The sequence below is a fragment of the Pseudacidovorax intermedius genome, from assembly GCF_003350475.1.
GTDB lineage: Bacteria > Pseudomonadota > Gammaproteobacteria > Burkholderiales > Burkholderiaceae_C > Xenophilus > Xenophilus intermedius.
The window spans coordinates 243,688-268,741 of the sequence record NZ_QQAV01000001.1 but is presented as its reverse complement, the minus strand read 5'-3'; the positions used below and the strand labels follow the sequence as shown (position 1 = coordinate 268,741).

Below are 25,054 nucleotides of genomic sequence, written 5' to 3'. Positions count from 1 at the left end.
ATGACCGACAAGAACGCCGCCCCCGTCACCCGCCTGTGCACCCACACCCTCACCAGCCTGCACTACCGCGACGCGGACCTGGTGCAGGACCTGATGGGCCAGAAGACCTTCACCGAGGTGATGCTGATGCAGATCCTCGGCCGCACGCCGCGCCCGGTGGACATGCGCATCACCGACGTGGTGCTGATCGTGCTGATGGAGCACGGCCTCACGCCCAGCGCAATCGCCACGCGGCTGATCTACATGAGCGCGCCCGAGAACCTGCAGGGCGCCGTCAGCGCCGGCCTGCTGGCCGTGGGCAGCTCCTTCGTGGGCACCATGGAGAACTGCTCGCGCCTGCTCGACCGCATCATGGCGGCCGAGGATCCGCAGGCCGAAGCCGCCGCCATCGCCCAGCACCACAAGACGCAGAAGAGCGCGGTCCCCGGCTTCGGCCACCACCTGCACAAGCCGGTGGACCCGCGCGCCTACAAGCTGCTGGAACTCGGCCGCGCCGAGCCCGAGCTGGCCGGCCGCCACATCCGCGCGCTGGAGATGCTCTCGGCCGGCGTCGATGCCGCCGCCGGCCGGCCCATCACCATCAACGCCACCGGCGCAGTGGCCGCGCTGCTGGGCGAGATCGGCGTGCCCACCGGCGTGATGCGCGGCTTTGCGGTCATCTCCCGCGCGGCCGGGCTGGTGGCGCACATCGTCGAGGAGCAGCAGAGCCCCTCGGGCCGCTTCATCTGGGACACGGTGGAGCACGCCATTCCCTACGTGGGCGAGGGCGGCCGCTGAGCGGCCTTTGCGCCGCCGTTTTCAGGGTTTGGCCGGCGCGGCGGGTTTGCGCAGCTCTGCGCAATAGTCCCTGGGCGGCACGGCGGGCGTGGCCCAGAGGGCGTCGAATCGCTGGCGGTCGGCACCCGCGCCGCCTGCGGCCATGCGCACGCTGCGCACCTTCAGGTCGGTCGGCAGGTGCTGGGGCACGCCCAGCGCCGGGTCCGCATGGCCGGCACCGGTCACCAGCAGCACCACCCGGCCCGGCGCTGCCGCCTGCGCGGCCTGGGCCACGGTGCGCGCCATCTCGCGGTCGCGGGCGACCTGGATGCGGGTCATGGGCTGCATCTGCGATTCCGGCAGCAGACCGCAATGGCCCTCGCGCACCGCGGCCATCTGGGCCTGCCAGGCGGGGGGCGGCAGCTGGGCGTCGAGCGAGACGTCGGCCATGGCGTCCTTCATGCGGGCGCGGGGCAGGTTGGCGCCGAGCACCGGCACGCCGGCGCCCACGGCGGCCATCACCACCGGGCCGTAGGCAGTCCAGGGCCAGGCGCGGTCGTTCCAGGCCAGGGCGGCGCGGGCCTGCGCCTCGGTGGCGGTCGGCGGCAGCGCGGCGGTGCTGCGGCCGCTGTCGGCCATCTCCAGCGCGACGGCCGCCAGGCGCTGGCGGGCAGCGAGCTGTTGCACCGTCTCGCGCTCCAGCGCATGGTGGGCGTCGGCGTCGTGCTGCTCGCCGAGGATCAGCACCTGCGCGGGCAGCAGGGCGTCCAGGCGGCGGGAGAGCGGGGTGTCGGGCGCGTCTGCCGCGGGGCCGGCCAGGCCCGCGCAGCCCGCGGCCAGCACGGCCGCCATCGACAGCGCCGCACGGCGGCAGAGCAGGGGCAGGGGAGACAGCATGCCGCGGATACTAGGCGCGCCGGCGGCGGCCTGCCTGTCCGCGCGATTCGCTTTCTTCCGCGTCTTCTTCCGTTCTTCGCCCCCGTGCCGTCTTCCGCTGCCGCTGTCCGGCGCCCCCCTCCCTACGTGCTGCGCGTGCTGGGCACCCTGCTGCTGGCCCTGGCGGCCGCGGGCCTGTGCCTTCTTCTGCACACGCCGCTGCCCTGGATGATCGGGCCCATCCTGGCCGTGTCCTTCGCCTCGATGGCCGGCCTGCCCACCGCGAGCTGGGCGCCGCTGCGCAACGGCGGGCAATGGACCATCGGCGCGGCCCTGGGCCTGTACTTCACGCCCGAGGTGACGGCGCTGGTGGCCAGCCTGTGGTGGGCCATCGTGCTGGCCATCGCCTGGGCGTTGGCGCTGGGCACCGGCTTCGGGCTCTGCCTGGACCGGGTTCACGCGCGCCACATGCCCCAGCTGCCGCCGCGCACGCTGAGAGCCACCACTTACTTTGCAGGCGCCATCGGTGGCGCGTCGGAGATGACGCTGCTGTCCGAACGGGCGGGTGCGCGCACCGATCTGGTGGCCGCCGCCCACAGCCTGCGGCTGGTGATCGTGACGGTCAGCATTCCTTTCGGCCTGCAATGGACGGGCCTGCACGGGCTGGACAGCGTGCCTGCCGCGCTGCGCGAGGTGCGGTGGGGCGGCTTCGCGCTGATGGCGATTGCCACGGCCGCGGGGGCGTGGCTGATGCGGCGGATGGGGCGGGCCAATCCCTGGTTCCTGGGTCCGCTGCTGGTCACCGCGGGAATCTCGATGAACGGCATCACGCCCTCGGCCGTGCCGCAGTGGCTGTCGAATGCGGCGCAGCTGGTGATCGCCGTGAGCCTGGGTGTGCGCTTCTCGCGGGAGTTCGTGCACACCGCGCCCCGCTGGCTGGCCTCGGTGGCCGCCGGCACCTTGGCCATGATCGGCGCTTGTGCCCTCTTTGCCGAGGTGCTGGCCTGGGCCACCGGCCTGCGCTGGACCACGCTGCTGCTGGGCACCTCGCCGGGCGGCATCGCCGAAATGTCGATCACGGCCAAGGTGCTGCAGCTGGGGGTGCCGGTGGTGACGGCCTTCCAGGTCTGCCGGCTGGTGGCGGTGCTGCTGCTGACGGGGCCGCTGTTCGAGCGCCTCTACAGGCGGCGCTGAGGCGGACGCCAGAAAGCAAAAGGCCCGCGATGCGGGCCTTTGTCACGCTGGCGCTGCCGGCCTGTGCCGACGGCGCCCGAAGAGGGCAAACCTCAGTGCATCAGCACCGGGTTCTGCGCCAGCTCGGCATAGCCTTCGAGCGTGTCCTCCACCTCTTCCTGGGTGGGGGTGTTCTCTTGCCAGGCGGCGATCTGCTGCTGGAACAGCTCGGCCCAGGAGCCGTCGAGGTAGACCTCCTTGCCGGAGCGCTTGTCCACGATCTCGAAGCCGTCGCGCGACAGCATCGGATGGCTGCCGGCGGGGCGGCTGGCCTCTTCCGGCTGCACGTGGACGACGACGAAGCTGTCGGAGTCGTAAAGCATGTGCATGGCAGGGTGCTTCAGAGAGTCGATGAGGGACATGGTCATGTATTTAGCAATCAATGCGCCAGATTCAAGAGCTGCCGATCTCGTGTGGGCCAATGCGCCGCCCTAATGTACGCGGCGCATCGCGGGGCCGTCCGCAAAGGGTTTCCTGCGGGGCGCCACTGTTGCGGCGGCGCATCTCACTGTGCCTTGTCGGCGCTGCGCAGCTGCAGGTCGGCGAAGTCGCCATTCGCCTCGGTCTGGCGGATGCGCACGGGCAGCCAGCCGAGGTCGGGGGCGAGCCAGACCTCGATCTTCTGGTCGTATTCACGACGCGGCAGGCGCACCAGGCGGCGCGCCGCATGCTCGCCGGAAGGCGTGGCGACGGTCTCGTCGCCTTCGACGCGGAAGGTCCAGACATCGGCGTCGCGCGGCCCCGCCACCTGCAGGCTGATCGTTCGACCCGTCGTGTAGCGCGCCGGGTCGCCGCCCACCAGGGCCGTCAGCTGCATCAGGATGCTCAGGCGGTCCTGCGCGCCCGGCTGCAGCGGCACGCGGGTGTTGGCGCTGCTGAAGACGATCTCGCCGGTGTCGCGCACGAAATGCGTGGCCACCTCGCTGCGGCGACGGTCCGAGAAGCGCTCCGGCGCGATGCCCTGCGGGCCGATGCGGCCCTCGCTGGTCTGCGCCCGGATGGTGCGGAACAGCACCTTGAGCGACAGCCGCGCGTTGTAGCGGTCGCCGTCCTGCAGCCAGGTGAGTTCGCCGAACACGCCCGACATGGGCTGCATGCCCTGCTGTCCGGTGGCGTCGAAGTCCAGCTTCACCGAGCCCGGCAACTGCAGCGGCACGGTGGCGCCGGCCGTGGGCGTGCCGGACGGCGGGCCCGACGGGGCGCTGCCGCTGCCGCCCGACCCCAGCATTCCGCCGCGTTGAGATCCGCCGCCGTTGTCGGCGTCGTCGGACGCCATCTCGGCGGGCGCGGACGCCGCGGCCTGCGGCGTGGGCGCCGAGGCGGCCGGCTCCGGCGCGGTGGCCACCTCAACGGGCGCAGCGGATGGCGCCGGCACCGGTGGCGCGGGCTCGACGTCTGGGCGAGGCACCGCCACCGGTGCCGGCCGGTGCACATGCGGCCGGGCCGCTGCATGCGGCGCGGCGCGCGCATGCGCCGGTGGCGCTGCGGCGGGGGTGAGGGGCGCGATCACGATCTCGCGCGTGCTGAAGCTGTGGGCCAGCGGCAGGGGCGGCGGCTCGCTGCCCAGCGGCAGCAGGCCCAGCAGCAGCCCGTGCACAGCAATCACGGCCAGGGCCAGCAGCGCCAGCGCCCGCCAGGGCGTGCGGCGGGCGTGGGAAAGGTCGTTGGGCGCGGGGCTCGGCGTCATCGGCGGCACAGGGGGCTGGCTACACTGCCCCGTCCTGGGGGATGGCCTTCGCCGATCGCGCAGCCAGTGGGCAGCAGGCACACGGCGCGGCGATGGGGAACGGCATCCCGATGAGTTTAGTCAGCGCGTGCGGCCCGCCTCCGGCCGCGCGCCGCATCCCCTTCACGCCTCCATGAAACTCGCCACCCTCAAGGACGGCTCGCGCGACGGCCAGCTGGTCGTGGTCTCGCGCGACCTGACGCAGGCCCATTACGCCACCGGCATCGCCCACCGGCTGCAGCAGGTGCTGGACGACTGGGGCTTCATGAGCCCTCAGTTGCAGGACCTGTACGACCTGCTCAACAGCGGACGCGCACGGCATGCCTTTCCCTTCGATCCAGCCCAGTGCATGGCGCCGTTGCCGCGCGCCTACCAGTGGGCCGATGGCTCGGCCTACCTGAACCATGTGGAGCTGGTGCGCCGCGCCCGCGGCGCCGAGATGCCGGCCAGCCTGCGCAGCGATCCGCTCATGTACCAGGGCGGCAGCGACGACCTGCTGGGCCCCTGCGACGACATCGTGGTGCCCAGCGAAGCCATGGGCATCGACTTCGAGGCCGAGGTCGCCGTCATCACCGGCGACGTGCGCATGGGCGCCTCGCCCGAGCAGGCACTGGACGGCGTGCGTCTGCTCATGCTGGTCAACGACGTCTCGCTGCGCCACGTGATTCCGGCCGAGCTGGCTAAGGGCTTCGGCTTCGTGCAGGGCAAGCCCGCCACCGCCTTCAGCCCCGTGGCCGTGACGCCCGACGAGCTGGGCGAGGCCTGGCGCGAAGGCCGCGTGCACCTCACGCTGCAGGTGGCCTGGAACGGCCGCACGGTGGGGCTGTGCGAGGCGGGTCCGGACATGCACTTCCACTTCGGCCAGCTGATCTCGCATCTGGCGGCCACCCGCCGCGTGCGCGCCGGCAGCATCGTCGGCAGCGGCACGGTCAGCAACCCGGGCGTGGAAGATGCCGCGGGCCGACTCGACTGGCCGCGCGGCTATGCCTGCATCGCCGAGAAGCGCTGCATGGAAACGCTGCAGGACGGCGCCCCGCGCACCGGTTTCATGCAGTTCGGCGATACCGTGCGCATCGAGATGAAGGGCCTGGACGGCCGTTCGGTCTTCGGCGCCATCGAGCAGGAGGTCGTGCCGCACGGGGGCCGGCCGCGCGTCGAGGCGCAGCCTGCCGGGGGCGAAGGCCGCGACTGATCCGGCGCCACGGTGCTGGCGTAAGGAGAGCGCAGCGTCCCACCCGCCGATGGTGGCCACGGTGCCAGCATTGCCTTGGAGGTCCTTTCCATGAACGCCACTTCTCTTTCCCTGAACACACCGACGCCGTCGCGGGGCCGCCAGGTGCTGGGCCTGGTCGGCTGGCTGCTGCTGTGTTTTGCGGCGGCCGGTGTGGGCGGACTGGCCTCGGCCAACGCGGCCGGCTTTTACGGCGCACTCACACGGCCCGACTGGGCGCCGCCTGCTTGGCTCTTCGGACCGGTGTGGAGTGCGCTCTACACGCTGATGGCGATCTCGGCCTGGCTGGTCTGGCGGCGCGGTGGTTGGGCGGCTGCACCGGGCGCGCTGGGGCTGTTCGTGGCCCAGCTGGCGGTCAACGCCTCATGGAGCTGGTTCTTCTTCGTGTGGCACCTGGGTGCGGCTTCGCTGGCCGTGCAGGTCGTGTTGCTGGCGCTGGTACTGGCGAACCTGGTGGCCTTCTGGCGGCGTTCGGCGCTGGCGGGTGCGCTGCTGCTGCCCTATATGGCCTGGCTGGGATTTGCCGGTGCCCTGATGACGACCGTCTGGCGACTCAATCCGGCGCAGCTCGGTTGAGCCGCTTGCCGAGGGCGCAGACCGCCGCCTGTGCATGGATGCTCCCAGCGGCCGGGGCATGACGGGCCAAGGAGCGCACCTGGGTCCGCTCTACCCGGGCCGATGGCCGACGCCGCGGCCACCGCTGGCTCGGGTAAGCTGGCACGCCCCTCACCCGCCGCCGGGATGCGCCCGCCAAGGCTCAGCCCTCCGGCCCGCGACCGATCTGCGTTCGAACGCCCCGACAGGAGACGCCCCATGTCCGATGCCAGCCCGCCCCCCTTCAGCTTCGCCCAGTTCGTGCCGGGATTCGACTTCCTGCGCAACCTCGCGGCCGGCGGCGCCGCGACGGCCAGCGCCATGCCTGGACTGGGCAGCATGTCGAGCTGGGTCGCGCCCACGCTCAGCGTGGAGGAGATCGACAAGCGCATCCAGGAGCTCAAGGCCGTGCAGTACTGGCTGGAGCAGAACGGCCACGCGCTCAAGGCCACCATCCAGGCGCTGGAGGTGCAGCGCATGACGCTCTCCACCCTGCGCGGCATGAACGTGCGCATGGAGGACCTGGCCCAGGCCTTCGCCGACTCGACGACCCGCGCGGCCGAGGCCGTTCGCGAGGCGACTGCTGCGGCCGCGGCGAGCGCCTCTGCCGCGGCGTCGCCCGCGTCGACGGCGGACGATGAGCGGGATTCGTCCACGGCGCCGGCCCCTGAGCCGGACGGACCCTCTGCGGCGCCAGCATCGGAGGCCGGCGCCGCAGAAGGTCCAGCCGCAGCACCGGGCGTCATCGACCCGCTGCAATGGTGGGGCTCGCTCACCCAGCAGTTCCAGCAGATCGCCAGCCAGGCCCTCAAGGAGGCCTCGGCCATGCAGATGCCGATGGCCGCGGCCGGCGCGATGCCCGCCGCGCCGACTGCCCCTGCCAAGAGCCGGCCGACCGCACGCAAGCCCCCCGCGAAGAAGGCTGCGACCCGCAAGCCCGCCGCCCGCAAGAAGGCGCCGGCCGCCCGGTCCAACCCCGGCAAGAAGCCGGCCGCGGCCGCCTCCACCGCCCGCCGCACCGGCGGCAACCGGAGCACCGGATGAAGCTCTTTCCCACCGGCCACGCCACCCATCCCGACTGGCGCATGGCCGCCGGCCTGGTGCTGGCGCAACTGCGCGCGCAGATGGCGCTGCCCGACTACGAATCCTCGCCCTCGCTGGGCCTGCTCTACGTCACCGACCACTACACCGCCGAGGCGGCCGACATCCTCGACCTGCTGGCGGCCGAGCTGCCCGAGGTGAGCGACTGGGCCGGCGCCGTGGCGGCCGGCATCGTCGCCAACGCGGCCGAGTACATCGACGAGCCCGCCATCGGCGTGATGCTGCTGGGCGTGCCGGCCGACCAGTACCGCGTGTTCTCGGGCGTCGCACCGCTGGCGGCTTCGGGCCATGCGCCGGGCGACGGGCCCAATGCCGGCTTCAGCGCGCGCTGCGCGCTGGTGCATGCCGACCCGGAGACGCCCGAGCTGCCCGAGCTGATCGCCGAGGTCGCCGGCCGCACCGACGACGGCCTGCTCTTCGGCGGCCTGGCCTCGGGCCGTGCGGGCGCGCTGCAGTTCGCGCTGGGCGGCAACGGCACCATGGCGGGCCAGGGCGCCACGCGCGGCGTGTTCGAGGGCGGCTTGTCGGGTGTGGCCTTCGGGCCCGAGGTGGGGCTGGCCACGCAGGTCACGCAGGGCTGCCAGCCTGTCTCGCGCCAGCGCGAGATCACCGGCGCCGACGAGAACCTGCTGCTCACGCTCGACGGCCGACCCGCCCTGGACGTGCTGCTCGAAGACCTGGACATCTCGCTGGAACGCGACCCGCAGCAGGCCATCGACACCGTGCGGGCCACGCTGGTGGGCCTGTCGGCCGCCGGCACCGACGGCGTACGCATCACCGGCGACCTGGGCCCGCAGGCGCGGGTGCGCCACATCATCGGGCTGGACCCCAAGCGCCGCGCCGTCGCCATCGCCGACCGGGCCGAGGCCGGCATGCGCATGAGCTTCTGCCGCCGCAACGCCCAGGCCGCGCGGGCCGACCTGATGCGCATCTGCGCCGAGATCCGCGAAAGCCTGGAGCCGCAGGAGCAGAGCCTGGCGACCGCCCAGGCGCTGGCGCTGTCGGAGACCGATGCCTCGCCGCACCCGGCGCGCCGCATCGCCGGCGCGGTCTACATCAGCTGCGTGGGCCGCGGCGGCCCGCATTTCGGTGCGCCCAATGCCGAGCTGCAGATCCTGCGGCACGCGCTGGGCGACGTGCCGCTCACCGGCTTCTTCGCCGGCGGCGAGATCGCCGGGCATCACCTGTACGGCTACACCGGCGTGCTGACGGTGTTCACCGCGGACGCGCCCACGGATTGAGGGCCTGAACTTCTTCCGCACTCCGCCAGGCGGGTGCGGCGACGCCCGAAATTAGGCTGGGACGGACTCAGCCGCCCGCCAGCCTGGCGCGGTAGGTCGCCACTTCCTCCGCCAGCCAGTCGCCGAAGGCCGTCGGCGGCGCCCGCCGTCCGCCTGTGGTCGGCCACACCAGCCAGTAGGGATAGGGGTAGGGCACGCGCACGTCGGTCAGCGCCACCAGCTCGCCGCGCTGCAGCAGGCCGTGGACGATGCTCAGCCGCTCCAGCGCGACGCCCTGACCCAGGCGCACGGCCTCGATCGTGAGGTTGGAGTCGTTGATCCACAGGCCGGCGAGCGGCGGCGGTTCAGGCAGGCCCACGGCCTCGCACCAGCTCGACCAGGATTCGGCCGAGCGCACCGGCGGGCAGGCCAGCACCTCGGCCGGCGTGGCCGGCAGCCGGCCGCCGCGGAAATGCGGCGCTGCCACCATCAGCAGTACGTCCTCGAACAGCGGCTGCTGGCTCAGGCCCTCCCACGGCCCGTGGCCCATGCGGATGGCGACGTCGGCCGCGCCCTGGCGCAGGTCCTGCACATCCAGGCCGGCCTGCAGGCGGATGCGCTCATTCGGATGGCGCTCGGCAAAGCGCGGCAGCCGCGGCAGCAGCCAGTGCAGGCCGAAGGAGGGGATCACCGACACCACCAGCTCGCCCTCGCGCGGACGCACCCGCAGGCTGCGGGTGGCGTCGCCGATGTCCGAGAGCGCGGCGCGCACCTGCAGCGCATAGAGCCGGCCGTTCTCGGACAGGCGCAGGCCGCGGCCCTCGCGCTCGAACAGCGACAGGCCCAGCAGCGATTCGAGGTGCCGCAGCTGCTGGCTCACGGCCGAATGGGTGACGTGCAGCGTCTCGGCCGCGCGGGTGACGCTGCCCAGCCGGGCCACGGCCTCGAAGCATCGCAGGGCTTGCAGGGGCGGCAGGTCGCTCATGGAAGGCGGGGGTCGTTGAAGAAGAACTAACGGATTGGCGCAGAACAAGTCGATGGTGCCTGGCTCTGTCGGAGGGTAGATTGAAAGGCGCGGCACTGATGCCCGCCTGACTCGCTGAAGTGGAACTGAAATGATGCAACTGATCGGCATGCTGGACTCGCCCTACGTCCGGCGCACCGCCATCGCCCTGGAACTGCTGGGCCTGCCCTTCGAATCGAAGCCCCTCTCGGTCTTCCGGCAGATGGACGAATTCCGCCGCCACAACCCGGTGGTGAAGGCGCCCACGCTGGTGCTGGAGGACGGCCAGGCGCTGATGGATTCGACGCTGATCCTGATGCACGCGGAGCAGATCGCTGCCCCGGGCCGCAGCCTGTGGCCGGCCGATGCCGCTGGCCGCGTGCGGGCGCTGCGCCTGACCGGCCTGGCCCTGGCCGCTTGCGAAAAGGCGGTGCAGGCTGTCTACGAGAGCGAGCTGCGCCCGGCCGAGCGGCAACATGCGCCCTGGTCGGAGCGCGTGACGGGCCAGATGCGCACGGCCTGGCAGCTGCTGGAGGCCGAGATGCGCCGCGCGCCCGTGCCCGGCGGCGCCCGCGCCGGGGCCATCGGTCATGCCGGCATCGCCATTGCGGTCAGCTGGCACTTCACGCAGCAGTTGCTGCCGGGCGTGCTGGCGCCAGCGGACTTTCCGATGCAGGCGGCCTTCTCGGCCGAGGCCGAGGCGCTGCCCGCCTTCGTGCGCTGGCCGCACGCCTGAAAGAGCCGGCCGCGCTGACCCGGCGGCGTCGGCGGGCCGTGCGATCATCCCGCGATGCATTCCCGCTCCGCCCGCGCCATCCGGCTGGTCGCCCTCATCGAAGCCTTCAAGGGCGTGCTCGCCGTCGCTGCGGCTTCGGGGTTGCTCCTGCTGCTGCACAAAGACCTGCGCACGGTGGCCGAGCACCTGGTGCATCACCTGCACCTCAACCCCGCCGCGCACGAGCCGCAGGTCTTCATCGACTTCGCGGCTCATCTGCAGGACGGCCGGCTGGCGCTGCTGTCGGCGGGGGCGGCGGCCTATGCGCTGGTGCGCTTCACCGAGGCCTACGGCCTGTTCCGCGAGCGGGCCTGGGCCGAGTGGCTCGGCGCTCTCAGCGGAGCCATCTACCTGCCCTTCGAGGTGCTGGCGCTGGTGCGCCACATGCACTGGCTGGACGTGGTCACGCTGGCCGCCAACCTGACGGTGGTGGGCGTCATGGTGCGGGCGCTGTGGCTGCGCCGGCGTGCGGCCGCGCCGGGCCTCCCACTGCGCGTCAATTGATGCGCCACCGTTCGGGCTGAGCCTGCCGAAGCCTGGGCACCCACCCTTCGACCAACCCGGCACAGGTCCTGCGAAGGGTCGCCGGGCCGTCTCAGCCCACCACGCCCAGCAGCCGCGCCAGGTCGCCGGCCGTCTCCGGCCGCGAATCGAAGGCCAGCTGCGACTCCAGCCGCGTCAGGTGCTCGTGCATGCGCCTTGCCGCCTCCGGCGCGTCGCGCAGGCGGATGGCGTCGATCAGCGCCCGGTGCTCGCGGCAGCCGCAGGCCGTGGCCTCCTCGCGCTCGTCGGCATGGGCCGAGCTGTAGGTCATCAGGATCAGCGAGGTGCGCGAGATCAGCTCGCGCAGGATGCGGCCCAGCGTCTGGTTGCCCGAGCGCTCGGCGATGGCCAGGTGGAAGTCGCCCGCCAGCCGGATCGCGCGGCGCATGTCGCCGCTGGTGCGGGCCGTCTCCTCGGCCTCGGCAGAGGCGCGCAGGCGCTGCACATCGGCGTCGCTGGCGCGGGCCACGAACAGCTCGACCAGCGTCGGCTCGATCAGCCGCCGCGCGCCGAAGACCTCGCGCGCCTCTTCCTGCGTGGGTTCGGCGATGGTGGCGCCGCGGTTGGGCGTGAGCGTGACCACCTGCTCGTTGGCCAGACGCACCAGCACCGGCCGGATGCGGGTGCGCGAGACGCCGAAGGCGCTGGCCAGCTTGTCTTCCACCAGCTTGGTGCCCGGCGGCAGCTTGTGGTCGAGGATGGCCGAGACGATGCGCTCGTACATCTGCGCCTCGGTCAGCGCCGTGGTCGCGGCGGCAGGGCTACTGTCGTCCGATGTCATCGGCGGCCCGGCGTCTGGCGGCGGCGCAGCAGCAGCGCCAGGCCCACGGTGAGGCCCATCACGCCCAGCGACACCACGGTGGTGACCGTGCCCAGCGCATAGATGGCCGGCGTGGTGACGGTGGAGGTCAGGCCCTGCAGCTCCAGCGGCAGGGTGTTGACGTCGCCGATGGCCTGCGAGGTGCGGGCGATCTCGTCCCAGCTCAGCGTGAAGCCGAACATGCCGATGCCGACGATGGAGGGACCGATCAGTGGCAGCACCACGTGGCGGAAGCTCTGCCACGGCGTGGCGCCCAGGTCGCGGGCGGCCTCCTCGTAGGCGGGATTGAAGCGGTTGAACACGGCGAACATGATGAGCAGGCCGAAAGGCAGCGTCCAGGTGAGGTGGGCGCCCAGGGCCGAGGTGAACAGGCCGAGCGCAGTGCCGTAATTTTCGAGCATGCCGTCCGCGCCCAGCGCGCCGAGCGCCGACTTGAGGCCGGTGTCGATCAGCCGGAACTGCAGGCCGATGCCCAGCGACACGATGATGGACGGCATGATCAGGCTGGCGATGCTCACGTAGAAGAGCGCGCCCCCACCCGCCAGCCGCTTGCGGAAGGCCAGCCCCGCCAGCACCGACAGCCCCACCGTCAGCGCCATCACCGCCGTGCCCAGCGCCAGCGAGCGCCGGAAGGCCGCCCCGATGTCCACCGTGCCCAGCCCCTCGGCCAGTTGCCGGAACCAGTGCAGCGACACCCCCCGCATCGGAAAAGTGAGCCCACCCTCCGGCCCCTGGAAGGACAGCACGAAGATGGTGAACATCGGCCCGTACAGGAACAGCACGAACAGCACGAACACCGCCGCCAGCGGCCAGAAGCCCGGCGCGCGCGCCTCAGAAACCCGAGCCTGCATAAAAAATCACTCCTGTCTTTCTCGCATCGCCTGTCTTCGCGGGTGGCACCGCGGAACCGGCTCCGCCGGGCCGCGGGTGCCGCCCCCTTGAGGGGGAGGCGCCGAAGGCGCCACGGGGGTGGGTCACAACTCTTTCCGGATGTCGACCACGCGCGTGAGGCCCCAGATGATCATCAGCACCACCGCGAGCAGGATCACCGCGTTGGCCGCTGCCAGCGGGAACTGCAGGTAGCTGGTCTGCACCTGGATGATCTTGCCCACCGAGGCGATCTGCTGGCCGCCCATCACGCCGATGGTGACGAAGTCGCCCATGACGATGGTGATGACGAAGATGGAGCCGATCAGGATGCCGGTGCGCGACAGCGGCACGATCACGTTCCACAGCGTCTGCCATCCGGACGCGCCGCAGTCGTCGGCCGCTTCCAGCAGGCTGCGGTCGATGCGCATCATGCTGTTGAAGATGGGCACGATCATGAACATGGTGTAGAGGTGCACGAAGGCGAGCACTACCGAGAAGTCGGAGAACAGCAGCCATTCCACCGGCTCGTGCACCAGCCCCAGGCCCATCAGCGTCTGGTTGACCAGGCCGTTGCGCCCCAGCAGCGGCACCCACGAGATCATGCGGATCACGTTGCTGGTCCAGAAGGGCACCGTGCACAGCACGAACAGCAGCGTCTGCATGCCCGGCGAGCGCACATGGAAGGCCAGGAAGTACGCCACCGCAAAGCCCAGCAGCAGCGTGATCGCCCACACCAGCAGGCAGAACTTGAAGGTCGACAGATACGTCGAAAGCGTCACGCAGAGATCGCCGTTGTCCGTCAGGTGCGAGCAGCCCTCGAAGATCGCGAGGTAGTTGCGCAGCGAGACGGCGGGAATCAGCTCGTACTCGTTGAAGTCCCACAGGCTGACCATGCCGATCAGCCCCAGCGGCACCACGAAGAACAGCAGGAACACCAGCGCGAACGGCGCCGCCTGCCACCAGGGCTTGACCCCGCCCTCCATCGGCGCGGAGGCATGGACGCTGGATGCGGGAGCACTCATGGCAGTCAGGGATGAGGAGAGGCGCCGAAGCGCGGAAGTTGAAGCAGGGTGGCGTCAAAGCAGCCAAAGCAAAGCGAAGCGAGCCGAAGGCAGCATGACCCCAACGCGCCCGCTCCAACCCACAAGAGCGATCACCCCGGCAAGCGCAGCGAGCCGCTGCGGGAGCACCCGCGGAACCGGCTTTGCCGGGCCGCTGGGTGCGCCCCCTTGTAGGGGGTAGGCGGAGCGAAGCGCAGCCTGGGGGTCGAATTCGTGACTGCCGTCAGGCGGCCACGAATTCGTTCCATTTCCGGACCATGTATTCGTTCTCGTCCATCACGGCGTTCCAGCATGCGATGCCGCCCATGCGCTGCTCGTAGCTGCCGCCGTCGCGCACGCTGCCCGCCTTGGCGATCACCACGCCCTGCGGGCTCTTGATGTCCTGCGTGGCCGGCTTGCCTTCCATCCAGTAGGCCCATTCGTAGGGCTCCATCTTGGCCTTGGCCGTCTCCAGCACGGCGCTGTAGTAGCCCTGGCGGTTGAGGTAGGCGCCGGCCCAGCCGTCGAGGAACCAGTTGATGAACTCGTAGGCGGCGTCGAGCTTCTTGCCCGACAGCGTGGCCGGCAGGCCGAAGCCCGAGGCCCAGGCGCGATAGCCTTCCTTGAGCGGCTGGAACACGCAGTCGATGCCCTTGCTGCGCACGGCCGTCACGGCGGGGCTCCACATCGACTGGATCACAACCTCGCCCGAGGCCATCAGGTTGACCGACTCGTTGAAGTCCTTCCACAGCGCGCGGAACTGGCCGGCCTTCTTGGCCTCGATGAGCGTCTTGATCGTCAGGTCGATCTCGGCCTTGCTCATGTTGCCCTTGTCCTTGTACTTGTGGATGCCCTTGGCCTCCACCACCATCGCCGCGTCCATGATGCCGATGGACGGGATGTTCAGGATCGCGGCCTTGCCCTTGAACTCGGGGTTGAGCAGCTCGGCCCAGCTCTCGATGGGGCGCTTGATCAGGTCGGGGCGGATGCCCAGCGTGTCGGCGTTGTAGGTGGTGGGGATCAGCGTCATCCACTGCGTGGGCGCCTTGGCGAAGACCTTGCTCTTCTCGCCTTCGAGGAAGATCACCTTCTTGGGCGCCGTGCCCTGGTCGCCCACGGCCTTGCCGGCGACTTCGCCCTTGGTGAAGAGCGAGGTGATCTTGTCGGCGTTCTTCACGCGCTTGACGTCGATGCCCTTCAGATTGCCGGTGGGCACGATCTTCTTGAGGGAGAAGAACTCGGTGTCGATCAGGTCGAAGCTGTTGGGGGCGGTGACGGCGCGCTTGGTCACGTCGTCGGTGGTCACGGCCACGTACTGGATCTCGATGCCGGTGTCGGCCTTGAACTTCTCGGCGATGGCCTTGTCCTGGTTCACCGCGGTGCCCAGGTAGCGCAGAACCATCTTCTCCTGCGCATGGACGAAGGGCGCCGCGCCCGTGGCCAGGATGCCGGCCATGCCGGCGCCGCCTTGCAGCAGGCTGCGGCGCGAAAGGCCGGGGGTGCGGGGATCGAGCGTGTCGGACATCGAGGACTCCTTCTTGGGGGATGAGGAAGCGCGAGCGCGGTTGGAAAAAAAGAAAGGGCGGCGACGGCTGGGGCGTGTGCCTCAGGCCGGCAGTGCATGCGCCTGGTGCGGCGCCCAGAACAGGTGCACGTCTTCGCCCAAGGCATAGGGCCGTTCGGCGAAGCGGGCTTCGGGCAGCATCACCGACACGCCGTTGGCACCGGCCGCGTCCTGCGCCTGCAGGCCGAGCAGCACGTAGGTGCCCTGGTATTCGACGTCGGTGACGGTGGCGCCCATGCCCGGCACGGCCATGACCGGTGAATCGTCTGCGGTGGGTTGGATCTGCAGGTGGTCGTTGCGCACGGCCACCTTGCCCGTGCCGGTCTGGATGACGTTGTGGCCGCCCATGAAGCGGGCCACGAATTCTGTGGCCGGCGCGTTGTAGACCTCGTGCGGCGAGCCGACCTGCTCGATGCGGCCATGGTTCATCACGACCATGGTGTCGGCCAGCGCCATCGCCTCTTCCTGCGAATGCGTGACGTGGATGAAGGTCAGGCCCAGCTCCTTCTGCCAGCGGCGCAGCTCGGCGCGCATCTGCACGCGCAGGAAGGGGTCGAGGGCGGAGAGCGGCTCGTCCAGCAACAGCACGCGCGGCTGCGTGATCAGCGCCCGCGCCAGCGCCACGCGCTGCTGCTGGCCGCCGGACAGCTCACCCGGCTTGCGCTGCGCCAGATGGCCGAGCGAGACGCGCTCCAGCAGGTCCTGCGCGCGGGTCTGGCGTTCGCCCTTGGCCACGCCCTTCATCTTCAGGCTGAAGGCCACGTTGTCCAGCGCCGACAGGTGCGGGAAGAGGGCGAAGCTCTGGAACATCATGGCCGTGCCGCGCGCGGCGGCGGGCAGGTCGGTGATGTTGCGGTTCTCGAGCAGGATGTCGCCGCCGGTCACCGATTCGTGCCCCGCGATCATGCGCAGCGTGGTGCTCTTGCCGCAGCCCGAGGGGCCGAGCAGGCAGCAGTAGCTGCCGCTGGCGATGCGCAGGTCGATGGCATCGACGGCCGGCGCGCCCTGCGCATAGCGCTTGGTCAGCGCGACGAGCTCGATGGCGGCGGGCGATGGCGTGGCGATGGCATCCATGCCGCACACCTACGCAAGGCGTGTGCCAGCGTGCGCTCATTGTTTGCACGCAATCGCCAGCCGAAATTGCGTACAAAAGGCACCGCCGCAGTGCGCGGCGGGCCGGTTCAGCGCCGAAGCGGTGCCAGCGGCTGCGCGTCGGCCGCGTCGCCGTCGATCAGGAAGTGCCCACCCGCGACATGGTGCAGGGTGCGCAGCGTGTCGTGGCCATCGAAATGCCAGCGGCTGTCCGAGAAGACGCGCGCATCGGCCTGCGCGGCCACCACCTCGCCCAGGAACAGGTCGTAGCGCTGCTGGATCGGCGGCTCGGGCAGCAGCCTGCATTCCAGCCAGGCGGCACAGCCTTCCAGCAGCGGTGCGTCCGTCGCGCTGCCGGCGAAGGTGGTGAGGCCATAGGCCGCGAACTTGTCGACGCCGCCCGACGCATCGGCATCCCGGCCCGAGACGCTGCCCAGGGCGTTGCACAGGTCCAGCTGCGCGCGCACCGGCACCTGCAGCACGAATTCGCCGCTGGCCTCCAGCAGTTCGCGGGTGTAGGTGCTCTTGTCCAGCACCACCGCCACCTTGGGCGGATCGAAGTCCAGGGGCATCGTCCAGGCGGCCGCCATGATGTTGCGGCGTCCGCCCGCCGCCGCGCTCACCAGCACGGTCGGGCCGTGGTTGAGCAGGCGGTAGGCCTTGGCCAATTCGACGGGGCGGCGGTGTTGGGCGGCAGTCATGCCGCCGACGATAGCGCGCCCGTGTGTCGGATCAGATCAGGCAGCGCTGGCGAGCGGTCTGAGCGCGCCGGCCTGGCGGGTGTGGGCGGTGAAAGCGAAATCCACCTCCGGCGCCAGCCCGCTCACGATGCGCGCGATGGACTGGCCCGAGCCGCAGGCATGCGTCCAGCCCAGCGTGCCGTGGCCGGTGTTGAGGAACAGCCGGCCCACGCGGCTGGCGCCGATGATCGGCACGTTGCTCGGCGTGGCCGGACGCAGGCCGCTCCAGAACTGGGCCCGCGCCGTGTCGCCCGCACCGGGAAAGAGCTGTTCCACGCGGCGCACGATGGCCTCGCAGCGCACCGTGTTCAGGTCGCGGTCGTAGCCGTTGAGCTCGGCCGTGCCGGCGATGCGCAGCCGGTCACCCTGCGGGCCGGTCAGGCGCGAGAACACCAGCTTGAACTCGTCGTCCGTCAGCGAGACCTGGTGCGCCCGGCTGGCGTCCTTGACCGGCATGGTCACCGAGTAGCCCTTGGCCGGGTAGATCGGCAGGCGGATGCCCAGTGGCGCCGCCATCAGCGGGCTGAACGAGCCCATCGCCAGCACGTAGGCATCGGCGCGCAGGCGCTGGTAGCGGCCTTCGGCGTCGGTGGCTTCCACATGGTCGATCTCGCCGGCCACCTCGCGCAGCGCGGTGATGGTGTGGCCCATCAGGAAGCGCACGCCGGCGGCCTCGGCCTGCTTCGCCAGTTCGCGGGTGAAGCGGTTGGCATCGCCCGACTCGTCCTCGGCGGTGTAGGTCGCGCCGGCCAGCTGCGGGCGGATGTGGGCCAGGGCGGGTTCCAGGCGCACGGCCTGGTCGGCGTCGATCACCTGCCGCTCGCAGCCCAGCTGGCGCATCTGCTCGGCCGGCGCCAGGGCGGCGTCGAACTCCTTCTGCGAGGTGTAGAAGTGCAGGATGCCCTGCGTGCGCTGGTCGTAGGCGATGCCGGTGTCGCGGCGCAGCTGCTGCAGCACGTCGCGGCTGTAGGTGCCCAGGCGCACGATCTGTTCGATGTTGTGGCGGGTGCGCGCGGGGGTGCATTCGCGCAGGAAAGATAGGCCCCACAGCCATTGCCGCAGGTCGGGCCGCAGGCGGAAGAGCAGGGGCGCATCTTCGCGGCCCAGCCACTTCAGCAGCTTGAGCGGCGCGCCGGGGTTGGCCCAGGGCTCGGCATGGCTGACGGAGATCTGCCCGCCGTTAGCGAAGCTGGTCTCGGCGCCGGGCGTGGCCTGGCGGTCGACGACGGTCACGTCGTGGCCGAGCTGGGAGAGGAAGTAGGCGGAGGTGGTGCCGAGCAGGCCGGCGCCGAGGACGATCACGCGCATGGAAGAACCCCTTTCAGGTTGCAGCGCATGAACGCGGCAGCGGGGACTCGTCCTTGGAGCACAAAGGAGCAACCGCCGCATGACGCGTTCAGGTTGCCGCTCCCCCTGTCCTTGGTACCTGAGAGTTTCACCCGCAGCGCTCGCGGCGGGTTTGCTCCTTCGGTGCGCCACATGACGTGGCGGCTCTCCAGACGGCGTGATGGATGTTGCAGTACGGGCCCGTTGCCGGACCGACCTGAGCGTTTATGGGAGTTTGCGCCTTCGGTAGCGCCGCCCGGCTTGTGCAGGCGGGCGGTGCGTTCTCCTGCGGGGCGCGATTCTAGGGGCCGGTCTGCGATCGGCCAAGCCCAATCGAAACGGGGTCAGCGCCGAAGCTGGGTGAACTGGCCGAATTCCCATTCGCGCATCGCCAGCAGCAGGGTGTAGCCCTCCAGCTCGCCGGCGGGCAGCTTCTGGTCGGTCTGGTGCTGCTGGGCGAAGTCCTGCGCCACGCGCTGCAGCCGCTCCAGGAAGGCCGGCGCCAGTGCCCGCGAGATGGAGCCGTGCACCAGCAGCAGGCCCTCGGCCGGGCCGTCGAAGCCGCCTGCGTAATAGTCCAGCACCACCTCTTCGCGGAAGAACTGCATCACCGGCCCGTGCGGCCGCCAGCGGAAGGTCTTGGCCACCTTGAGCCGGTAGCGGTTGAGCGGCCGTAACTCGATGATGCCGATGCGGTCCAGCTGCGCCAGGTAGCCGATGCATTCGGCCTCGGTGATCCGATAGGTGCCGACGATCTGCTCCAGCGTCCACTGGCTCAGCACGTTGATGGCCACCAGCAGCAGCTTGCGGTCGCGCACCACGGCCTGCTCCTGCTCCTGCGTCAGTTCGCGCAGCAGCGGCTGGCTGTCGGCGACGCGCCGCGCCAGGTCCGCGAAGTCGATGCGCAGGGCGCGGCAGATGGCGTCGATGCGCGCCAGCGGCATGTCGCCCCGGGCCAGCATGCGCTTGACGCTGGATTCGGCCAGACCGAGGGCCGCGGCCAGATCGGCGTAGGTCATCTGCGCCGCCTTGAGTTCGCGCTTGATGGCGTGGACGAGGTCCTGGGTGGTGCTCACGGGTCAACATGGTATCGGCAGGCGATACCTGAGGTGGTTTTGTCTGCCACTGTATTGGAATACGAGCCTCGGCGGCGAGGGTGGGCCGGGAGACTGCGCCACCTTCTTCTAGTCCTCCTGCTGGCCATGTCTTCATCCACCGCCTCCGCTGCCGACCCCGCGTCTACCAACACCGAGGCCGCCCTTCTGCCACGCGGCCTCGGGCTGGCGCTGGCCGGCCTGCTGCTGCTCTGGCTCGCCACCTGGCTGGCCGGGCCGGCCTTGCTGGCGGCGCTCGGCCTGCCCCTGGATGCGCATGGCCACCTGCAGGCACATGCACCGGCCGTGGCCGCGCCCTTCGCCGACGTGCGACCACGCTGGGGCATCCCCAACGCCTTCGACGTGCTGAGCAACCTGCCTTTCGCCCTGGCCGGCCTGTGGGGCCTGGCGCGACTGCGAGCGCGAACTTTGCCGGCGGCCACGCGCCGTGCGGCGCAGGTGTTCTTCGCCGGCCTGCTGCTGACGTCGCTCGGCTCTGCGTGGTACCACTGGGCGCCCGATGCCGGCCGGCTGGCGGGCGACCGGCTGGGCATGGCGGTCGCCTTCGCGGGGGCCTGGGCGTTGGTCGTGGCCGAGCGGTTGACGCTGGCGGCGGTGCGGCCCGTGCTGTGGGGTGCGCTGCTGCTGGGAACGGTGTCGGCGGCGTGGCCCCAGGTGGACGGCAACGTGCTGCCCTGGGCCGTGGTGCAGTACGGGGGCATCGGCTTCATCGTCTGGGCCTGGCGCCGCCCCAAGGTGCCCGGCGCACTGGGGCTGCGCGTCGGTGCCGTGCTGGCGGCCTACCTGCTCGCCAAGCTGCTGGAGATGAATGACTTCGCCCTGTTCGAGGCCACCGGGCAGACCGTGTCGGGCCACAGCCTCAAGCACTTGGCGGCGGCGCTGGCGGCACTGCCCGTGCTGGCCGCCGTGGGGCGGGCACCGCTGCGGCAGAATGCGGCGGGCGCCGGTACCCCACGTGCCCATCGGCCATGGGCGCGGGCCGGACTTCAGGACCAGACCATGCGCACCGACGCCCCACCGGCCGCCGCTTCTCCGGCGCACGCCAACCAGTTCGCCCTGCTGCGCCAGCGCCGCTTCGCGCCCTTCTTCTGGACGCAGTTCGCCGGGGCCGCCAACGACAACCTGTTCAAGTTCGCCTTCACGGTGATGGTGACCTACCAGCTGCAGGTGGCGTGGCTGCCGCCCTCGCTGGCGGGCCTGGCGATCGGCGCGCTGTTCATCCTGCCCTTCCTGCTGTTCTCGGCCACTGCGGGGCAGCTCACCGACAAGTACGACAAGGCCCGCATCATCCGGCTGGTCAAGACGCTGGAGATCGCCATCATGGCGCTGGCCGGCTGGGGCTTCATGGCCGCCAACGTGCCGGTGCTGCTGGGCTGCGTCTTCCTGATGGGCCTGCATTCCACGCTGTTCGGCCCGGTCAAGTTCGCCTACCTGCCGCAGGCGCTCGACGCGCACGAACTCACCGGCGGCAACGGCATGGTGGAAATGGGCACCTTCGTCGCCATCCTGCTGGGCCAGGTGGCGGGCGGTCTGCTGGTGGCGCTGCCGGGCATCGGCCACGGCACCGTGGCGGCGGCCTGTGTGGCAGTGGCCGTGATCGGTCGGCTGACGGCGCAGGCCGTGCCCGCGGCGCCGGCCACCGACCCGACCCTGGCTGTCAACTGGAACCCGGTGTCCGAGACCTGGCGCAATCTCAGGCTGGCGCATGGCAACACGGTGGTGTTCCGCTCGCTGCTGGGCATTTCGTGGATGTGGTTCTTCGGCGCCACCTTCCTGTCGCAGTTCCCGAGCTTCGCCAAGGAGGTGCTGCACGGCGATGCGCAGGTCGCCTCGCTGCTGTTGGTGGTGTTCTCGGTGGGCATCGGCGCGGGCTCGCTGCTGTGCGAGACGCTGTCGCGCCGCCAGGTGGAGATCGGCCTGGTGCCGCTGGGCGCCATCGGCATGAGCGTGTTCGCCATCGACCTGTACTTCGCCTCGCGCGGGCTGCCGCCTTCGGCCGAGATGGGGCTGGGCGCCTTCCTGGCGCAGCCGGCGCATTGGCGGGTGATGGCCGACCTGGCGCTGCTCTCGCTGTTCGCGGGCCTCTACAGCGTGCCGATGTATGCGCTGATCCAGCTGCGCAGCCAGCCCACGCACCGCGCGCGGATCATCGCGGCCAACAACATCCTCAATGCGCTGTTCATGATCGCCAGCGCGGTGATCGCCGGGGCGCTGATCGGCGCCGGCTTCAGCATTCCGCAGGTCTTCCTGTTCACCGGCATCGCCAATGCGGTGGTGGCGGGCTACATCTTTTTGCTGGTGCCCGAATACCTGCTGCGCTTCATCGCCTGGGTGGCGTCGCGCTTCGTCTACCGCTTCAAGGTGCGGGGCGACGAGCAGATCCCCGACCACGGCCCGGCCGTGCTGGTATGCAACCACGTGAGCTTCGTCGACGCCGTGCTGCTGATGGCGGCCAGCCCACGGCCGATCCGCTTCCTGATGGACCACCGCATCTTCCGCGTGCCGGTGCTGGGCTGGCTGTTCCGGCTGGCCAAGGCGATCCCGATCGCGCCGCAGAAGGAAGACCCGGCCGCCTACGAGCGCGCCTTCGACGAGGCGGCCCAGGTGCTGCGCGAGGGCGATCTGCTGGGCATCTTTCCCGAAGGCGGCATCACGCGCGACGGCACGCTGCAGCCCTTCAAGGGCGGCGTGATGAAGATCCTGGCCCGCGCGCAGGAGGACGACCTGGCCGTGCCGGTGGTGCCGATGGCGCTGACGAACCTGTGGGGCTCGTACTTCAGCCGTATCGAGCTGCGCGGCGGCGAGCCGGTGGCGATGGTGCGGCCCTTCCGCCGCGGCTTCTGGAGCCGCGTCGGCCTGAACGTGGGCACGTCCCTGCCGGCTTCGGCGGTGCAGCCCGAACTGCTGCGCGAGCGGGTGTCCAACCTGCTGACGCAGTCTTGATTCCTCATTGATGAACGCTTTTCTGAACTGGCACGCACTGACCTGGCTGGGCGACAGCAGCCTGATGATGCCGATGGCGCTGGCCATCACCGCCTGGCTGGGCTGGGCACGGCGGACCCGGCCGGTGATGTGGCTGTGGCTGCTGTGCGTGGGTACGGCGGGCGCGACCGTGGTGGCAGGCAAGCTGGCCTTCATGGGCTGGGGGCTGGGCATCGCGGCCATCGATTTCACCGGCTTCAGCGGCCACACCACGCTGTCGACCACCCTCTGGCCGGTGGCGCTGTGGCTGGCGGTCTCCAGCTTCGCGCATCGCTGGCGCGTGGCGGCCGCCTTCGCGGGCTGGGCCCTGGGCATGGCCATCGGCTATTCGCGTCTGGCCCTGGACGCGCATTCGGTGTCGGAGGTGGTGTCGGGCTTCCTGCTCGGGCTGTCGGCCAGCGGCGTCTTCCTGTGGCGCCAGCGGAGCAAGCCGCATCCCAGGCTGCGCCTGCTGCCGGTGCTGCTCACGCTGGTACTCCCCGCGCTGGTGATTCAGCCCGGCACGCGCGCGCCGACGCACGAGCTGATCGGTCGCATTGCGGCCTGGATGGCCGGCAACGAACGCCCCTTCGTACGGGCCGATCTGCATGCCGGCACGCGGCCGGCGCGGCGGGCGGCCGGCTGAGCGATGGCCTCGCGGCGGTATCGCCTGGCGATACCTTAAGCCGCAAATTCTTGTCAACGTACAAGCCGGCGCCGCCCTCGGGCCGAGGCCTGGGCATGATGCGATTGATCTCCGGCGGAGGGTGGGTGACTGGATTTCCCAGTCGCGATCCCGCCGCCGAGCCTGAAAGGAAATCGCGCATGAAGACCTCCCTCCGCCTGTCCGAAGCCTGGTTCCGTCGCGGCCTGTGGCTGCTGTCGCTGGTGTTCGCCAGCTTCCTGATCGGCCTGGGCGGCACCGTGGTGGGCGACCTGCCGCGGGTGGAGCGCCAGTTGCAGCTGGACGACTTCATCGACCGGCCGGCCGCACAGGCCCAGCGCGACGCCCTGGCCCGCGCGCAACAGGCCCAGACCGAGGCCGACGAGGCCCTGGCGCAGGCGCAACTGCGCGCCCGGACGGCCCAGGCCAACACCCGTTCGGCGCAGGCCAGCCTCGGCGACTGGCTGGCCACGCGCAGCGCCACCGCCCGGCCGGAGCAGGACCCGGCCCTGATCGAACGCACGCGCGCCCTCGACGAACTGCGTGCCGCCCAGCGGCAGGCCCAGTCGGCGGCCGAGCGTCACGAGCAGCGGGCACTCGACGCCCGCCAGGCCGCTGCACGCAGCCAGCGCCAGCTGGACGAACTGGAAGCAGCTGCCGCCGGGCGCCTGCAGGCGGCCGAGCGGCGGCAGGAACTGCGCGTCTTCGGCTACCGCCTCGCCCTCACGCTGCCGCTGCTGGCCGTCGCCGGCTGGCTCTTCGTGCGGCACCGCAAGGGCAACGGGTGGCCCTTCGTCTGGGGCTTCGTCTTCTTCGCCCTCTTCACCTTCTTCGTGGAGCTGGTGCCCTACCTGCCCAGCTATGGCGGCTATGTGCGCTACGGCGTGGGCGTGGTGCTGACGCTGCTGGCCGGCCGTTGGGTCATCGCCGCGCTGCAGCGCTACCTGGCGCGGCAGCAGGCGGCCGAGGCCCGGCCCGAGCCGGCACGGCGCCAGGCCCTGGACTACGACGTGGCGCTGGCGCGCCTGGCCAAGGGCGTCTGCCCGGGCTGCGAGCGGCCGGTGGACCTGAAGAACGCGGCCATCGACTTCTGCCCGCACTGCGGCATCGGCCTGTTCGACCGCTGCGGGGGCTGCGGCACCCGCAAGAGCGCCTTCGCGCGCTTCTGCCACGGCTGTGGCAAGGCGGCGGAGACCCGGCCGACCGTCACTCCGGGGTCAGATACAGAATTAAGCAACATTTCTTCGCAGAAGCCGGCAGAAGATCACGAACACGGCCGCCGCTGACGCAGGGCCACCCCGCACGGGTGCTAGAACCGGGCACCCGCCGCCGAGCGGTGACTGTTCCTCCCCATTCGACCCAGGAGTCATGCCCGTGAGCATCTTCAGCAGCATCCTTTCCAAGATATTCCCCGGCGCACAGGCTGCGCCCGCCCCGGCCCCCGCGCCCGCCGCACCGTCGGCGACCGCTGCACCGGCTCCGGCGGCGGCGCCTGCCGTGTCCGCGCCACCGCCGTCCATCCCGCTGGGCGAGGTGGCCCCCATCCTCGATGCGAAGCCGGGCGCGGCCCAACTGAACTGGCGCACCTCCATCGTGGACCTGCTCAAGCTGCTCGGCCTCGACAGCAGCCTGGCCGCCCGCAAGGAACTGGCCAACGAGTTCATCTACACGGGCAGCGCAGAACCGGGCTCTGCCGAATGGAACATCTGGCTGCACAAGCAGGTGATGACCCGCATCGCGGCCAACGGCGGCACGCTTCCGCCCGAGATGCGCTGAGCGCGTCACGTCCCCAAAAAAGACAAGC

At 70.8% G+C, this 25,054-nt stretch carries 24 protein-coding genes and 1 riboswitch; of the genes, 12 read left to right on the top strand and 12 right to left on the bottom strand.

The features are described from left to right. A complete protein-coding gene (locus DFR41_RS01260; RefSeq protein ID WP_114801413.1) occupies positions 1-777 on the top strand; it encodes a citryl-CoA lyase in 777 nt (258 codons plus the stop codon). A 21-nt stretch (positions 778-798) separates the two neighbouring features. On the opposite strand, the gene DFR41_RS01255 is transcribed toward DFR41_RS01260, so the two are convergent. Continuing rightward, on the bottom strand, positions 799-1,653 hold the full coding sequence (locus DFR41_RS01255) for a ChaN family lipoprotein (RefSeq protein WP_170159296.1): 855 nt from the start codon (positions 1,651-1,653) through the stop codon (positions 799-801). A gap of 84 nt (positions 1,654-1,737) precedes the next feature. Here DFR41_RS01255 and DFR41_RS01250 point away from each other — a divergent pair, with 84 nt between their 5' ends. Then, the gene (locus tag DFR41_RS01250; RefSeq protein WP_114801412.1) at positions 1,738-2,826 is read left to right on the top strand and encodes an AbrB family transcriptional regulator; all 1,089 of its coding nucleotides are present in this window, start codon (positions 1,738-1,740) and stop codon (positions 2,824-2,826) included. A 92-nt stretch (positions 2,827-2,918) separates the two neighbouring features. On the opposite strand, the gene DFR41_RS01245 is transcribed toward DFR41_RS01250, so the two are convergent. After that, complete coding sequence (locus DFR41_RS01245; RefSeq protein ID WP_043117185.1) at positions 2,919-3,194, bottom strand: BTH_I0359 family protein; 276 nt, start codon at positions 3,192-3,194, stop codon at positions 2,919-2,921. A 176-nt stretch (positions 3,195-3,370) separates the two neighbouring features. Then, positions 3,371-4,552 carry a DUF3108 domain-containing protein gene (locus tag DFR41_RS01240; RefSeq protein WP_114801411.1) on the bottom strand — a complete coding sequence of 394 codons (1,182 nt, stop codon included), beginning with the start codon at positions 4,550-4,552 and terminating at the stop codon, positions 3,371-3,373. A 172-nt stretch (positions 4,553-4,724) separates the two neighbouring features. Between DFR41_RS01240 and DFR41_RS01235 the strand changes: the two genes are divergently transcribed. From DFR41_RS01235 to DFR41_RS01220, 4 genes are all read left to right on the top strand, one after another. Beyond that, positions 4,725-5,783, top strand: coding sequence for a fumarylacetoacetate hydrolase family protein (locus DFR41_RS01235; protein ID WP_114801410.1), 1,059 nt, complete (start codon positions 4,725-4,727; stop codon positions 5,781-5,783). Between the two features lie 90 nt (positions 5,784-5,873). Then, a complete protein-coding gene (locus tag DFR41_RS01230; RefSeq protein WP_114801409.1) occupies positions 5,874-6,398 on the top strand; it encodes a TspO/MBR family protein in 525 nt (174 codons plus the stop codon). Between the two features lie 237 nt (positions 6,399-6,635). Beyond that, the gene (locus tag DFR41_RS01225; RefSeq protein ID WP_114801408.1) at positions 6,636-7,460 is read left to right on the top strand and encodes a PhaM family polyhydroxyalkanoate granule multifunctional regulatory protein; all 825 of its coding nucleotides are present in this window, start codon (positions 6,636-6,638) and stop codon (positions 7,458-7,460) included. Beyond that, the gene (locus DFR41_RS01220; protein WP_114801407.1) at positions 7,457-8,758 is read left to right on the top strand and encodes an FIST signal transduction protein; all 1,302 of its coding nucleotides are present in this window, start codon (positions 7,457-7,459) and stop codon (positions 8,756-8,758) included. Before DFR41_RS01225 ends, DFR41_RS01220 begins: the two co-directional genes overlap by 4 nt. Before the next feature lie 67 nt (positions 8,759-8,825). On the opposite strand, the gene DFR41_RS01215 is transcribed toward DFR41_RS01220, so the two are convergent. After that, positions 8,826-9,722 carry a LysR substrate-binding domain-containing protein gene (locus DFR41_RS01215; protein WP_017759492.1) on the bottom strand — a complete coding sequence of 299 codons (897 nt, stop codon included), beginning with the start codon at positions 9,720-9,722 and terminating at the stop codon, positions 8,826-8,828. A 133-nt stretch (positions 9,723-9,855) separates the two neighbouring features. On the opposite strand from DFR41_RS01215, the gene DFR41_RS01210 reads away from it, so the two are divergent. Together DFR41_RS01210 and DFR41_RS01205 are read left to right on the top strand one after the other, a co-directional pair. After that, on the top strand, positions 9,856-10,476 hold the full coding sequence (locus tag DFR41_RS01210) for a glutathione S-transferase family protein (protein ID WP_114802135.1): 621 nt from the start codon (positions 9,856-9,858) through the stop codon (positions 10,474-10,476). 54 nt (positions 10,477-10,530) lie between these two features. Next, positions 10,531-11,019: a DUF2127 domain-containing protein gene (locus DFR41_RS01205; RefSeq protein ID WP_114801406.1), complete on the top strand. Its 489-nt coding sequence runs from the start codon at positions 10,531-10,533 to the stop codon at positions 11,017-11,019. 91 nt (positions 11,020-11,110) lie between these two features. Here the strand turns inward: DFR41_RS01205 and DFR41_RS01200 are convergent, their stop codons facing one another. The 8 genes from DFR41_RS01200 to DFR41_RS01165 all read right to left on the bottom strand — a co-directional run bounded on the left by DFR41_RS01200 (position 11,111) and on the right by DFR41_RS01165 (position 19,586). Next, positions 11,111-11,839 carry a GntR family transcriptional regulator gene (locus DFR41_RS01200; protein WP_043114341.1) on the bottom strand — a complete coding sequence of 243 codons (729 nt, stop codon included), beginning with the start codon at positions 11,837-11,839 and terminating at the stop codon, positions 11,111-11,113. Beyond that, positions 11,836-12,729 (bottom strand): ABC transporter permease, encoded by an 894-nt coding sequence (locus DFR41_RS01195; RefSeq protein WP_017758480.1) that lies wholly within the window; start codon positions 12,727-12,729, stop codon positions 11,836-11,838. Before DFR41_RS01195 ends, DFR41_RS01200 begins: the two co-directional genes overlap by 4 nt. A 123-nt stretch (positions 12,730-12,852) precedes the next feature. Continuing rightward, on the bottom strand, positions 12,853-13,770 hold the full coding sequence (locus tag DFR41_RS01190) for an ABC transporter permease (protein ID WP_114801405.1): 918 nt from the start codon (positions 13,768-13,770) through the stop codon (positions 12,853-12,855). A gap of 262 nt (positions 13,771-14,032) precedes the next feature. Beyond that, positions 14,033-15,313 carry an ABC transporter substrate-binding protein gene (locus DFR41_RS01185; protein ID WP_114801404.1) on the bottom strand — a complete coding sequence of 427 codons (1,281 nt, stop codon included), beginning with the start codon at positions 15,311-15,313 and terminating at the stop codon, positions 14,033-14,035. An 81-nt stretch (positions 15,314-15,394) separates the two neighbouring features. Beyond that, the gene (locus tag DFR41_RS01180; RefSeq protein WP_114801403.1) at positions 15,395-16,426 is read right to left on the bottom strand and encodes an ABC transporter ATP-binding protein; all 1,032 of its coding nucleotides are present in this window, start codon (positions 16,424-16,426) and stop codon (positions 15,395-15,397) included. 107 nt (positions 16,427-16,533) lie between these two features. Continuing rightward, positions 16,534-17,145 carry a flavin reductase family protein gene (locus tag DFR41_RS01175; RefSeq protein WP_052383624.1) on the bottom strand — a complete coding sequence of 204 codons (612 nt, stop codon included), beginning with the start codon at positions 17,143-17,145 and terminating at the stop codon, positions 16,534-16,536. Positions 17,146-17,181: 36 nt separating this feature from the next. Beyond that, on the bottom strand, positions 17,182-18,492 hold the full coding sequence (locus tag DFR41_RS01170) for a D-amino acid dehydrogenase (RefSeq protein WP_017762074.1): 1,311 nt from the start codon (positions 18,490-18,492) through the stop codon (positions 17,182-17,184). Between the two features lie 95 nt (positions 18,493-18,587). Then, positions 18,588-18,693, bottom strand: a riboswitch (glycine riboswitch). A 161-nt stretch (positions 18,694-18,854) separates the two neighbouring features. Beyond that, positions 18,855-19,586, bottom strand: a complete 732-nt coding sequence (locus DFR41_RS01165; RefSeq protein ID WP_017762241.1) for a helix-turn-helix domain-containing protein — start codon at positions 19,584-19,586, stop codon at positions 18,855-18,857. Positions 19,587-20,624: 1,038 nt separating this feature from the next. Between DFR41_RS01165 and DFR41_RS01160 the strand changes: the two genes are divergently transcribed. The 4 genes from DFR41_RS01160 to DFR41_RS01145 all read left to right on the top strand — a co-directional run bounded on the left by DFR41_RS01160 (position 20,625) and on the right by DFR41_RS01145 (position 25,026). Next, positions 20,625-22,568, top strand: a complete 1,944-nt coding sequence (locus DFR41_RS01160; RefSeq protein WP_114802134.1) for an MFS transporter — start codon at positions 20,625-20,627, stop codon at positions 22,566-22,568. A gap of 10 nt (positions 22,569-22,578) precedes the next feature. After that, positions 22,579-23,232, top strand: coding sequence for a phosphatase PAP2 family protein (locus DFR41_RS01155; RefSeq protein ID WP_017757387.1), 654 nt, complete (start codon positions 22,579-22,581; stop codon positions 23,230-23,232). A 179-nt stretch (positions 23,233-23,411) separates the two neighbouring features. Further along, a complete protein-coding gene (locus tag DFR41_RS01150; RefSeq protein WP_244917614.1) occupies positions 23,412-24,536 on the top strand; it encodes a zinc ribbon domain-containing protein in 1,125 nt (374 codons plus the stop codon). 88 nt (positions 24,537-24,624) lie between these two features. After that, positions 24,625-25,026, top strand: coding sequence for a DUF3597 domain-containing protein (locus tag DFR41_RS01145; RefSeq protein ID WP_114802133.1), 402 nt, complete (start codon positions 24,625-24,627; stop codon positions 25,024-25,026). Positions 25,027-25,054 lie beyond the last annotated feature (28 nt).